Origin of the sequence: Paenibacillus macerans (assembly GCF_900454495.1) — a bacterium.
Classification (GTDB): domain Bacteria; phylum Bacillota; class Bacilli; order Paenibacillales; family Paenibacillaceae; genus Fontibacillus; species Fontibacillus macerans.
The window spans coordinates 4,998,008-5,011,200 of sequence record NZ_UGSI01000001.1; the positions used below are offsets into that span (position 1 = coordinate 4,998,008).

Consider the following 13,193-nt stretch of genomic DNA (forward strand, 5'->3'; position numbering starts at 1 on the left):
ATGAAACGTCGATCAAACCGCACTTGGGCCGTGCTCACCTATGTACCTGCCGTGACTTGGGCAATCATCTCGCTGGCTCCGCTGCTCTGGATTCTGATGCTGTCCCTCAAGCCGCAGATCGAGTGGAACAGCTTTCCCCCTACCCTTTTCCCGAAGGATCCAACCGGGAGCAACTATATGAGCGCTGCCGTCAATTCGCCGATTGTGACTTATTTTACGAACAGCCTGATCGTGACCGGCGTGTCCCTGATTTTGTCGCTGCTGGTCGGTTCCCTGGCAGGGTATGCGCTCGGAAGACTCAGCTTCCCGTTCCGCAACGCGATTTTCATGGCGATCTTCTCCGTACGGATGATTCCCGCTCTGCTGACGGTGATCCCGCTGTACGTGCTGATGCATTCCCTCGGTCTGCTTGACTCCCTGGCGGGCATCATCCTCGTTTATACGGCGACCGGCATTCCGATGGTCATTTTCGTCATGAAAGATTTCCTTGAAGGATTGTCCAAGGAGATTGAAGAAGCGGCAATGATTGACGGCTGCTCGCGGATGCGGATTTTCTTTACTATCTTGCTGCCTCTGGTTCGGCCCGGCTTGGCCGCCGCAGCGATTCTGGTATTCGTCCGTACATGGAACGAATTCCTGATCGCCTTGACCTTGACCTCCTCGGACGGAATGCGGACGATCCCCGTGGGCCTGCGCAGCGCATTGGGAGAACGAATGGGCGAGATCGGGCCGATGGCCGCTTACACCATCATCGCCATCGTGCCGATTATTATTTTGTTTCTCTTTTTCCAGAAGCATTTCGTCGGAGGACTGTCTCAAGGTTCTTCCAAGTAATTTCGATTAAATTTGATGGGAGATGTTTGCAGTGTCAATTAGAACTTATTCAGACCAACACGCGATTGTTACGGAACATTATTGGTACGGCATCACCCAATACGATGTGTCCAACCGCCGCCTGCTGGCCCAGTTTGACGGCAACGGCGGCGTGTCCAAGTATTCAGTGGCCGGCGAATGGTCGATATTGAACGAGAACAGTTGGTTTACGGCCTGGTCAGTTAACGGGCGAAGGCTGCCGGCGAAACACCGCAAAACGGTTCGCGTCCTGGGGAGAATGATGGAAATCGATTTCCGGTCCTCAGCCGAGCTTGACGGGGTGGCCGTCTCGGCGCAGCAATTCTGCAATGACGAAGACAACGCGGTGTATGTTCGGTTTACATTCAGAAACGAAGGTAACGCCGCGGCCAGGCTTTACCTGCGCCACGGAATGCTGTGGGAGCTCAAAAGCCATATGGCGGCAATGGCCGCCAAAAACGGAACCTACCGGGCGATGGAGATAAAGGAAGTTTGGAATGAGGCGCGGACACAGTGGGAGGCCCAGCTTGGCGACGACTACCGGATTCATTTGGCCTCCAGCCACAAGGCTGAGTATATCGAGCAGGAAGGTCCGCGTATGATTCTGGACTTCAAGGACGAGATCGAGCCCGGGGCGACGGCCGTATTCACACTGACCTTTTCCGGCGGTATGCAGCCGCTGGCGGCGGAAGTTCTGGCCAAAGGAGCCGACTCGGCCCAATTGGCGGCAGAGTCATACCGCGCCTGGCTGCGGGAGAGCTTTACGGCCAGCGGCCAGCGGACGCTCAATTCATTGGTCGCCGCTTGCCTGAACGTGTCTCATTCCATGTACAAGGAAAGCGGGGGGCGTTTCGCCGCTTTTTATGCCGGGGTGAACTACCAGAGTCCTTCGCGGACTTATTTCCGGGACGGTTACTGGACGGTGCTGCCGCTTTTGCCATTTAAGCCGGAATGGGTCAGAAACGAAATCGTCACGCTAGCCCAAGGCATCGGCCCCGACGGATCCTGCCCGAGCGCAGTGATCTACAATGTGTTGAAAGAAGCCTACGAGCAGTTTTGGCCGGACCACTATGACTCTCCCTCCTTCTTTGTGATGATGCTGCATGACTATTTGGCCTGGACGCATGATGCCGGCCTGCTCAGCGAACAGGTAAACGGGCGGACCGTTCTGGAACTGGCCAGCCTCTGTCTCGGCAAGCTGGAGGGCATCACCGATGAGGCGCTGCCGCAGATGATCAAACCGGACAACCGCCGCGATTGGTGCGACAACGTGGTTCGCCAGGGCATCGTTGCCTACGATGTACTGCTGTACATTCGCGCCCGCCGATGTTATGCGGAAATCATGCAATTTGTTGAAACTTGGCCGGCCAACGGAGACGATCGCAAGCAGTGGGACGCCAAGACAGAGCGGCTCGAGCTTGGGCTGCGCCAGTATCTTTGGAGCGACGAAACCGGGTACCTAAATTATTTGAATGTAGGCGGCGAGGGATTGACGGAAAACAACGTCTCCATCGAACAGTCGCTGGCTCCGCTGTTCGGCATAGGCGCCGAGACGGATCAGCGCCGGGTGTTGGACATTTTGACCGCGCGGCTGGAAAGCCGCAACAACGATGAACAGCCGTTCGGAGACTGGGGAGTAATGACCGTATTCCCGCAATATTCGCACGCGCAGCATCTGGTCGAAAAATCCGCCTACCCGTTTCGTTATCACAACGGGAGCGATTGGCCTTACCTTAGCGGGATGTACGCTTGGGCCAAGCTCCGCCATCGCCGTGACGACTGGGAGTATCCGCTGACACGCTGGTTCACTTATGGTCTGGAGCGCGGCTGGTTGACGCCGGTGGAGTATTATGACCCGGTCTACGGAAAAGGTTCGGATTTGCAGGGATGGAGCGGCATGCCGGCCGCCGCCGTACTGTTCGGCGGTTTGAACCTGTATCCGCCGCTGAACGGGGAAATGTCCCCTAAACTGCCGCCGTGGGGCGATTGCCGCGTGCAAGGCATCAAATACCGCGGTAAAATTTATGAATTTGCAGCGGAGAACGGCAAGATAACGTTCCGCTCGACTGCAACCATTTCCGACTGATACACCAATACGGCGCTTGGCCGCCAATGCGTCCGCCGGTCTAAGGGCCGGCGGACTGCATAAGGTGTATCTTACCATCTGAAATTATGCGAAGCCCCTCCCCCACGAAATGCAAGAGTTCATTTCATATGCGCCCATATGCCCCAAAAACGGTTCGTCAAATGCAAAATTGCAGTTCATTTTCGGCCAAAACACCTTTTTTATCGAATACCCTCAAATGAGATGCACTTTTGCATTTGATCCAGTCAAGCCGCCCTTCCTTCAAGCCACTCCCCCGTTTATACACGCCAAAAAAGGCGCCCTAACGGCGCCTCTTCTTAAATCCGCTATCTTAAACTCCGTTTTCTTACATCCCACTTCTCTTAGTTCATCGCTCCTTAGCTTCCAATTCCCTTAGTTTCCGCTCCAATCGTGCACCATGCTGCCTTCGAGGAACTTCTCGCAGTCCATCGCGGCCATGCAGCCCGAACCCGCCGCCGTAATCGCCTGGCGATAGCGCATGTCCTGCACGTCGCCGCAGGCGAACACGCCCGGCACATTCGTCTCCGTCGTCCCCGGCTTCACTAGTATGTAGCCGTGATCATCGGTTTCGACCGCCCCGCCCAGGAATTTCGTGTTCGGCGTATGGCCGATCGCTACAAACACCCCTTGCGCCTCCAACAGTTCCTCCTGGCCGGTTGCGTTGTTGCGGACCTTCAATCCCTTCACGGTCCCGGTTTCGTCCGTGACCACTTCAAGCGGCGTCCGGTTCAGCGCCCAGCTGATCTTCCCGTTGCCCTTAGCGCGATCCTGCATGATTTTCGAAGCGCGCAGTTCCTCCCGCCGATGCACCACCGTCACCTCGGTGGCAAACCGGGTCAGGAAATTCGCTTCCTCCATCGCGGAGTCGCCGCCGCCTATGACGAGGATTTTTTTGCCGCGGAAAAAAAATCCGTCACACGTCGCGCAGGTGCTTACGCCGCGCCCGACGTTGTCCTGCTCGCCCGGAATGCCCAGATACTTGGCCGAAGCGCCCGTGGAGATAATGACCGACTCCGCCTCCAGTTCCTCGCCGCCTTCAAGCTTCACCTTAAACGGACGTTTCGAGAAATCGACTCCTTCCACCCAGCCGTTTCGGAACTCGGCGCCGAAGCGTTCCGCCTGCTTGCGCATATTGTCCATCAGCTCGGGACCCATGATACCCTCCGGAAAGCCGGGGAAGTTCTCCACCTCCGTCGTCGTGGTCAACTGCCCTCCCGGCTGCGTCCCTTCAATCACAATAGGGCTCAAATTGGCCCGCGCCAAATAAATCGCCGCCGTCAGTCCGGCCGGACCGGTGCCGATCACCATCGTTTTACGCATCATGTCTACCTCCTTGGTTCCCTTAGAAATAAAAATCAATCCGCCATGCTTGCCATTCATGCCATTGATTCGCCATTACAAGTTTTCCCCAAGTTGGACCGACTTACCCCCGCAACTACCGTACCGATGGAAAAATCGCCTCGATTTTCTCTTTCACGCCGCACACTTCATCGACCCGCGAAGCATACCGGCGGGCCGTCGAAGCGGAAATATTGTATTTGCTCGCCACCTGCTCATAGGTTACGGGCCGGCGGTGCATTTTGGCCGTCAAATACTCCAGCGCCGCCGCCCAGCCTTCCAAGTGCGTAATTTTCGGCGTATCCGGATAGAGCCGGGTCAAAAAATCAACCCACAGCGTCTCCATATCATGCTGCTGCTGGAGATCATAGCTGGGCCGCATCTGTCTCATCGCCAGGTTGATCACCGATTGCCACTCGCGCTCCCAAACCGGCAGCTTCGTCGTCACGCGGCTAGGATCGACCATCGTTGTGGCCGCCCCGAAGCGAACCGGAAGCATTTTGCTCACGCCCAGACTACGCAGCACAAAAAGAGCCATATCCTTCAAGTACTCATCTTCCTCCGGCTCCAGCAAAAAAGCCTGCAGCGCTTCCTCAACCTCCTGGTCGGCGATCAGGCCCAGCGCCTGAATGACCTGCAGCTTCGTCTTCGCATCCCCGTGGCGCAGCGCCCAGAAGAACGAGGAGCGGACGAGCGGGTTGTCCTTGAGATCGGCAGGGAAGCCGTCTTCGGATGTCTCCCAACGCTTAAGCTGCTCCTCAAACGGCAGCAGGTACTGGTAATTGACCGAAAACGGCTTGGATGCCTCATCCCCGCCGCCGCTTTGATCCAGCTGCGCCAGATAAAAGCCGGCCACGGAGGAGCCGGGATCGAGCCTTTTCACGTGCTGCCACAGCCTCCGCGCCTCGGCGTACCGCCCGGTGTAATAAGCGGCTACCGCCGCATAGTGGGAAACGCTGGGTTCACGGCGCATCTCTTCGTTCTGCAGCAGCCGCTTGAAGTGCCCGAAGGCCGCCTCGTGCCGGCCCAACATGCCCATCGTCGTAGCCAGCTTGAACACATGCTCCTGGTGAAACGGCACGATGTTGCTCAAGCGTTCCGCCAGTTCCTCCATCGCTTCCCGATTCCCCTCATGCTGATAAAACACGGCCAAATTGCACAGCCCGTGCAGGTTGCCGGGATCCTGCGCCAACACCTCATGCACCATACCCATCGCCTTGTCAAAATGCCCGAGGTAATAATAGCCAAGCGCCAGGTTGTTGCGGGCGGCCAGGAAATCGGGGCGGCCTTGCACCAGTTCCTCCAGCAGCTTCACCGCCTGGTTGAACTTGCCTTCCTCGAGCAGGGCCCTGGCCTGATCGTGCTCGTACAAGCCCTCCCTCGACTTGATGCTTTTCAGCTTGGTCGGACGATCCAGCTCGTATTGGAGCAGATCCATCATCTCTTCCGCTTCGGTCAGGAAATAGCCGCTGGCATCCTCCTCCAAATACGTCACCAGCGCTTCCTCCGCCGCTTCAAACAAGTCCATATTGGCGTAATTGTTGGCCATGTAGAAATAACATTCCGTCATGGTCGGATCGATATCCCGAAGCACGGTGGCCAATACCTCGTTGGATGCCTCATAATCTCCCATCTCCGAAAGAATTCCCGCCATATTGCAGTGGTTCACCGGGTTTTCCGGCTCGTACTCCACGGCTTTGCGAAAATATTTCAATGCCTTGTCGTAGTGATAGCGGTCTAACGAAGAGACGGCTCTCTCAAAGAAAAAGCCCGCATCCATCGAGAGCGGCAGCACTTTCCCGCGCATATCCCCGGACGGTTGTTTTTTCTCGTGCAAGCAAGGCACCTCCTCTGGTTTTTAATTGATGCATTCTATGTTATAAGATCATATCGTCAGCTTAGTACGTGGTCGTAAACTCTCCAACACACAGTATACCATAGGTAAAGCTGTCCTCCCATGGGAAATCCGTGCGGAAAATAACGGTTTTTTGGAGGCAAGAGGAAAATCGGAAAAAAGCGCAGAATTAGTTAGCAGAATTATTATTTAGAATGAGGCAGAATGAGGGGATTTTTTGCGAAGCAGAATCAGAGCTTTTGTAGTGGCTGCCGTATTGGCGGGCGGCGGCATTCTGGGGGGATGCCTGGATCAGGACAGCCCGTCCGCGCTTAACGGTTTGGAGAAGCAGATTTCCGACAATAACCAAAAGGGCTACCAGAAGATCGAAGAGGGCGCGTACGAAGACGCCTTGCCGTTTTTGAACAAAGCCATAGAATACGTCTATAAACTCGATCCGGAGCTTAAAGATCTGAAGCGGGAGGTCGAGCGTTCGGAGTTGATCGACTCTCCTTTTAACAATATAAGCTGGGCTTACAACGAATTGGGCGATTATGCCAAAGGGCTTGATTATATCGAGAAATCCTTGTTGATTCTCCCCAATACCGATGTGGAGTACGTCAACAAAGGGAACGCGCTGAACGGTCTGCGCCGGAACGAGGAGGCGCTGGCCAGCTATAAGCAGGCCGTTGCGCTGAACAGCCGGAGCGAAAGCGCCATTTACGGCATGGGTTTGGTTTCCTACGAGGAAGGCGACTACGAGGAAGCGCTGGCGCAATTCAAAAAGTATCTGGAGCTCGTGCCGTCCGATACCGACGCGGCGGAAATGGTTATCGACTCCCTTCTGGCGCTGGACCGGGATGAAAAAGCGGTGAAGTTTGCCGATTCCTTTTTCAAGAAGTATGAGGATAGCTACGAAGGGTACATGATCAAAGGATATTTGCTGGAAGAAACCGCGGAGTTCGAAGAAACCGAGCGGTTCTACAAACAGGCCGGGGAGAAATTCCCCGATCTTCCGGAAGCTCAGCTGAAGCTGGGCGAACTGTACTACGATAACGGCGATTACGATACGGCGGCGGACCATTTTAACCGGCTGCTCAATAAGTTCCCGGACGAACCGGAAGTATACACATGGCTGATTTGGACTTCCAGCGCCCAGGGGGATCTGGACCAGGCCGAGGCGGTGTACGCGAAGAGCCCGGACGCGGCGGAAATTCATAATGCCATGGGCAACGCCTATCTGGATCAAGGATTATACCTCGAATCGCTCCCGTATTTCGAACGGGCGATCAAGCTGGATCCGGCCGACGAAACCGGCTATATTTACAAGCTCAAAGCGCTGGATTGGGGAAAAAGATACTACCGGTGCGTCGAGTTCGGCCAAAAGCTTGCCGATCTGGCGTTCAGCCACCCTGATATTCCTTGGTACATCGGACAATGCCAGCTTGAGCTGGAAAATTATGAGGAGGCCATCCCCTATTTCGAACAAGCGGTACACCTCAACCCCGAAGATTATGAATCGTTGGCGCAGATCGCCTACGCTTATTTGCTGCTTGAGGACGATGCGAAGGCCAAGGAGTATAGCAACCGGGCGCTGAAAATCTACGACGAAGACTCGACGGCCCTTTATGTGCAAAGCTCGCTCGAAGAGAAGCAGGAACCGCTAGGCGGACGGGTCCGCCAATTTTTCCTGGACAATTACCTGTACCGGAAGAGCGGCGATCAATTGGAGCAGGCCTTGGAGAAGCTGAAACAACCCGGCCTGTCCGTTGAACAGATCGGACGGACGATTAACAACGCCAAGCTGGCGGACGACAGGTTCACCTTTGCGATCTATGGAGACGCGTACGACCAAATGACGGCGGCTCGGGACGACAATATCACTTATAAAGAAAAGGGAAATACGTACTACTTTGCCTTCGATAGCTTTACGGAGACGACCGATGATCAATTCATTCAGCTCCTGGACCGGATTCCGAATCCTGAAGACAAAACGTTGGTCCTCGATTTGCGCGGCAACGGCGGCGGCCTGTCCTATAGCGCCAATGCCATGCTGGACGTGCTGCTGCCCGACCTGGTGACCAGCACGATCATTTACCAGGACGGCTACACCAGCAGCTATTATTCCGACGCGTCCCATACCGGATTCAAGAAGATCTATATTTTCGTCGACGAAAATACGGCCAGCGCCGCCGAGCTTTTGACCCTGGGGCTCAAAACGTACCTGAACAACGTCACGGTCGTCGGCCGCGACACCTTCGGCAAAGGCGTGGGCCAGGTAGTTTTTGAAGACAAGCGAAACCGCATCATAGTCTATGTCGTAAACCACTATTGGAACGTCAAGCAGAACAATATCATGAACGCGCACATTAAGCCGGACATTTACGTAAAGGGCAACAAACTGGACGATTTTATGCGGGCGGTGAAGTAAGCCGGCCGAAGATAAGGGGGCGAGATAATCGATGACTTTTGTCTGGGAAAATACGATCATCAGCCTGCTGTTTATCATATTGCTGGTGATTGTGATATGGACGGCGGTTAGGTCGATTAGGAAGAAAAAATAAAACCCCGGAAAGGGCGCCCAAGGAGGACTTATGGAAGAAAGCAAGCGGACATTTGCCACAATCGATGAATATATCGCCCAGTTTCCGGCGGACGTTTGCGGCAAGCTGCAGCAAATTCGCAGCACGATCCAGGCAGCCGCGCCGGATGCTATCGAGAAAATCAGCTACCAAATGCCCACCTTTGCGCTGGCCGGCAAAAACCTCGTGCATTTTGCCGCTTTCAAAAACCATATCGGTTTTTACCCCACCCCCAGCGGGATTGAGGAATTTCAAGCCGAGCTGGCCGGGTATAAAAATGCCAAAGGGTCTGTGCAATTCCCCTTGGACGAACCACTGCCGCTGGAACTCATCGGCCGGATCGTCCGATTCCGGGCCGCCGAAAACCGCGAACAGGCCGCAGCCAAGCAGAAGAAGCGATAGAAGTGGTGGAGGCGGTTAAGCGATAGAAGTGGTAGTGTAGCTGTGGTAGCTGTGGTAGCTGGTAGGTGCGGTAGATGCGGTAGATGCAGGAAAATCCGCCGATAAGCCGGCGGTCCTCCTTACGAAATAATATAAGGGCAAAAAATGCCCCTAATGAGGTGAACATGGCAAGGCTCCCGATAATAAGTACATAAAGTGCCGCTATTTTTAAGGCCGACGGTCCGCCGTTCCAGTTTTACGCTTATTACAAATCAAATCCCGCGATCTTTAAACAAAGCGGCGATAGACCCGCCCTCCAGAATAAAATGGATGGCCTTCGCCAGCATCGGGGCAACGGAGAGCACCTTAAAGTGGGGGAGATGCTCCGGCTGCGCGATCGAGTCGGTCACCACGACCTCGCGGATGTTTTCGTGCTGCAGCTTTTGCAGCGCCTCGCCGGAAAACAATCCGTGCGTGGCGCACACGTATGCATCCTCCGCCCCCCTCTCCTTCAGCCCTTCCACGACGTTGACGATGGTCGACCCGGTGTCGATCAAATCTTCGATAATGATCGGGGTATGTCCCGCCACATCGCCAATCACGTGCGTGATCACCGACTGGTTGTGGGCCGGACGCTTTTTGATCATGATCGCAAACGGAGAATCAAGCCCATTCGCCAGCTTTTCGGCCATCGAAGCCCGGCCGGCATCGGGCGATACGATTACCGGACGCGGGATATTCCGGGATTTCAAATATTCGGTCATCAAATCAAGCGCAGTGAGATGATCGACCGGGATGTTGAAAAAGCCCTGGATCGCCGGGGCGTGCAGGTCGATCGTGACCACCCGGCTGGCCCCCGCCGTCGTCAGCACATCGGCTACCAGCTTGGCCGAGATCGGCTCCCGGGGCGCCGACTTGCGCTCCTGGCGGGCGTAGCCGTAATATGGCAGGATCACATTAACCGTCCGGGCGGAAGCCCGCTTGGCCGCGTCGATCATCACCAGCAACTCCACGAACAGCTCGTTGGTCGGGTGGGACAGCGCCTGAACCAGAAACACGTCGGAATTGCGGATGCTCTCCTCATAATGGACGTAGATTTCCCCGCTTTTGAACCGCGAAAGCTTGATTTTCCCAGGCTCCACGCCGAGCCGCCCGCAAATGTCCGCCACCAGCTTCGGATTGGACGAACCGGAGAAAATTCGCATTTTGCCTTCCATAACATCCTCCCGGAATATCGATAAATTAGGCTGAAGCGCCCGAGCTTCTGATTCCTATAGTGTTCCATTTTCGCGACATACATGCCTAATTCCTGCTCCGGTTGGCTTTAAACCCGTGTTCAAAAAGTCGGGTTTTCAGGACCGAAGCGTATGCTTCCGATATGCGTTTTTTCAAAACGCTTTAGTCGGATGAAGCTAGGGACTGAGTAGCGGAGCTAAACGTTTTCGGAGAAAACGGCTTCGGAAGCATAAGCTTAGTGAGCCTACGTGAGCAACTGAAATGTTTCCGTAGGGAACATGCTTCGGAAGCATATCCCCACCCGGCTGAATTCAAGATTCGACGCCCGATCCACTTCATGAACGGCTTTGTCATGGAAAGATGACTTTTTGAACAACCTCTATTAAGCCCTCCTACGGGTGAAGCGGCACCATCGTTCTTCGCCGCCCTGCAAACGCCGCCAGCTCACGAACCCCCAGATTGTACAGAGCCGCCCGCGCCGTATCCAGATGTTCGCCGAGCTTGTTCGGATCATGCGCATCCGAGCCCAACGTCAGCGGAATCCCCAGCCCGATCGCCATTTGTAATATCCGCTCGCTCGGGAACATTTCCGCGCAAGGCTTGGACAGCCCGGAGGCGTTCAGCTCCATGGCCACCCCGGCTTCCGCCACGGCAGTAAGCGCCTGACGTTCCAGCCGTACGTTTTCCTCTTGGAGCGCAGGTTCCGGTTTATATCCAAAGCGCTTGATGACGTCCAAGTGGCCCATAATATCGTAAAAGCCCGTTTTTGCCGCCTTGGTTACAGCATCGTAATACCGTTCATAGACCGCGAAAACGTCCTGGCCTTCCCAATGGTGCACTTGACGGAAATCCGAAACATCCCATTCCCCGAGAAAATGCACCGAACCGATCACATAATCCCAAGGATAACCGCGAACGATGCTTTCGATACGTTCTTCCCAGCCTTCGATGTAATCGGCCTCCAGCCCGACCTTTACCTCGATTTGGCCGCGGTATTTCTCCTTCAGCGCCAAGGCCTCCTCCACGTAACGCGGCAGCTCGTCCAGCGGCATAGCCATCTCCGGATAATAATCGGCCGGATCGACATGCAGCAGCGGCATATGATCCGATACGCCGATCTGGGATAAGCCGATTTCAATCCCCCGCCGGATGTATTCCTCCAGCTTGCCGACGGCGTGTCCGCAGCGGTCATGATGCGTATGGTAATCGATCAGCATCTTAAGGCCTTCCTCCCCCCGCTTAGTCGCGGCGCGGACGCTCATGGCGCCGCTCCAGTTCCCGCATGATTTCGTCCAGCGGCAAACCCCGCTCACGCAGCAGAACGAGCAAGTGGTAAATCAAATCGCTCACCTCGTACCGCAGCTCGTCATTGTCGCCGTTTTTCGCCGCGATGATCGACTCGGCCGTTTCCTCGCCGACCTTTTTAAGGATTTTGTCGAGCCCTTTCTCGAACAAATAAGTCGTGTAAGCCCCTTCCGGCCGCTGCTCGTAGCGCTCGGCGATCAGCTGCTCCAGCTCGGCGAGCACCGCGAAACGGTCTAAGCCGTTCGCCTGGGACGCAAGGCTGTCACCGGGCCCGCTAGAGCCTTCCCCGGAGCCTGCCCACTGAGGAGCTGCCCCGGACACCGCTGACATTGTTGCACCCTCCGCTGTCCCCGCTCCTGCTACTGACGCCACTGCTCCACCTACGTCCGCCGTTGCCGCCGTACGGTAAAAGCAAGTATTTTCACCGGTATGGCAAGCCGGACCGTTCGCATGAACTTCCACCAGCAGCGTATCGCCATCACAGTCGTAGCGAAGCGCGGCAATCCGCTGCGTGTTGCCCGAAGTCGCCCCTTTGTTCCACAGCTCTCCGCGGGACCGGCTCCAAAACCAGGTTTGCCCCGTCTCCAGCGATTTGCGCAGCGACTCGCGGTTCATATACGCCAGCATCAGCACCTCTTTGCCGGCCGCATCCTGTACGATCGCCGGAACGAGCCCCTGGCTGTCCCATTTGATCGTTTTCTCCAGTTCTTCGATCGAACATGTATATTGCAACGGTTGATTTTCCGTCATCGTATCTCCACCCCTTTGGCTTTCAGATCTTTTTTCAGATCCGGAACCGCAATTTCTTTATAGTGAAAAATCGTCGCCGCTAGCGCCGCGTCCGCCTGCCCCTCGGTGAACACCTCGTAAAAATCGTCGATGTCCCCGGCCCCGCCCGAAGCGATCACCGGAATGCCCACCGCCCTGCCAACCGCCCGGGTCAGCGGCAGATCAAATCCGTCCTTGGTGCCGTCGGCATCCATGCTGGTCAGCAAAATTTCTCCCGCGCCAAGCTTCTCGGCTTCCCGCACCCATGCGAGCGCGCGGATTCCGGTCGCCTTGCGGCCGCCATGGGTGTACACTTCCCATTCGCCCCAGTCGGGGTTGAATTTGGCGTCCACGGCCACCACAATGCACTGCGAGCCAAAACGGCGTGCGCCGTCCGAGATCAGCTGCGGGTTCAGCACCGCCGCCGTGTTGATCCCGATCTTGTCGGCCCCGGCCCGCAGCAGGCGCTTCATATCATCCACCTGGGAAATCCCCCCGCCTACCGTAAACGGAATGGCGATTTCTCCAGCCGTTTGCTTTACGACCTCGACCATAGTGGCCCGCCCTTCATGCGAGGCGGAAATGTCCAAAAACACGAGCTCATCCGCTCCCTCGCGGTCATACAGCGCCGCCAGCTCCACAGGATCTCCGGCATCGCGGAGGTTCACAAAATTGACGCCCTTGACGACCCGGCCGTCCTTGACGTCCAGACAGGGGATAATTCGCTTTGCGAGCATGGTGATTCGACTTCCTTTCTGCTTCAACTTGGATCCAGCTTGGAAAATTGGAT

Annotated in this window: 10 protein-coding genes; 4 read left to right on the forward strand and 6 right to left on the reverse strand. The window is 55.8% G+C overall.

Translation table 11 applies throughout. The features are described from left to right. On the forward strand, positions 1-834 hold the full coding sequence (locus DYE26_RS22220; RefSeq protein ID WP_051985798.1) for a carbohydrate ABC transporter permease: 834 nt from the start codon (positions 1-3) through the stop codon (positions 832-834). A gap of 31 nt (positions 835-865) precedes the next feature. Further along, positions 866-2,938, forward strand: a complete 2,073-nt coding sequence (locus tag DYE26_RS22225) for a glucosidase family protein (protein ID WP_051985799.1) — start codon at positions 866-868, stop codon at positions 2,936-2,938. 393 nt (positions 2,939-3,331) lie between these two features. Here the strand turns inward: DYE26_RS22225 and trxB are convergent, their stop codons facing one another. Then, entirely contained in the window at positions 3,332-4,279 is a 948-nt protein-coding gene (gene trxB / locus DYE26_RS22230; RefSeq protein ID WP_036627158.1) for a thioredoxin-disulfide reductase, read from the reverse strand. 115 nt (positions 4,280-4,394) lie between these two features. Continuing rightward, positions 4,395-6,134, reverse strand: coding sequence for a tetratricopeptide repeat protein (locus tag DYE26_RS22235; protein WP_036627159.1), 1,740 nt, complete (start codon positions 6,132-6,134; stop codon positions 4,395-4,397). A gap of 235 nt (positions 6,135-6,369) precedes the next feature. On the opposite strand from DYE26_RS22235, the gene DYE26_RS22240 reads away from it, so the two are divergent. Beyond that, the gene (locus DYE26_RS22240; protein WP_082207991.1) at positions 6,370-8,562 is read left to right on the forward strand and encodes a tetratricopeptide repeat protein; all 2,193 of its coding nucleotides are present in this window, start codon (positions 6,370-6,372) and stop codon (positions 8,560-8,562) included. Positions 8,563-8,725: 163 nt separating this feature from the next. After that, positions 8,726-9,115, forward strand: coding sequence for an iron chaperone (locus tag DYE26_RS22245; protein ID WP_036627162.1), 390 nt, complete (start codon positions 8,726-8,728; stop codon positions 9,113-9,115). A 251-nt stretch (positions 9,116-9,366) separates the two neighbouring features. On the opposite strand, the gene DYE26_RS22250 is transcribed toward DYE26_RS22245, so the two are convergent. The 4 genes from DYE26_RS22250 to hisF all read right to left on the reverse strand — a co-directional run bounded on the left by DYE26_RS22250 (position 9,367) and on the right by hisF (position 13,140). Then, a complete protein-coding gene (locus tag DYE26_RS22250; RefSeq protein ID WP_036627163.1) occupies positions 9,367-10,311 on the reverse strand; it encodes a ribose-phosphate diphosphokinase in 945 nt (314 codons plus the stop codon). A gap of 411 nt (positions 10,312-10,722) precedes the next feature. Continuing rightward, positions 10,723-11,547, reverse strand: coding sequence for a histidinol-phosphatase HisJ (hisJ, locus tag DYE26_RS22255; protein ID WP_036629020.1), 825 nt, complete (start codon positions 11,545-11,547; stop codon positions 10,723-10,725). 22 nt (positions 11,548-11,569) lie between these two features. Then, the gene (gene hisI, locus DYE26_RS22260) at positions 11,570-12,385 is read right to left on the reverse strand and encodes a phosphoribosyl-AMP cyclohydrolase (protein ID WP_051985800.1); all 816 of its coding nucleotides are present in this window, start codon (positions 12,383-12,385) and stop codon (positions 11,570-11,572) included. After that, the gene (gene hisF / locus DYE26_RS22265; RefSeq protein WP_036627164.1) at positions 12,382-13,140 is read right to left on the reverse strand and encodes an imidazole glycerol phosphate synthase subunit HisF; all 759 of its coding nucleotides are present in this window, start codon (positions 13,138-13,140) and stop codon (positions 12,382-12,384) included. The genes hisI and hisF overlap by 4 nt, the downstream gene beginning before the upstream one ends. Positions 13,141-13,193 lie beyond the last annotated feature (53 nt).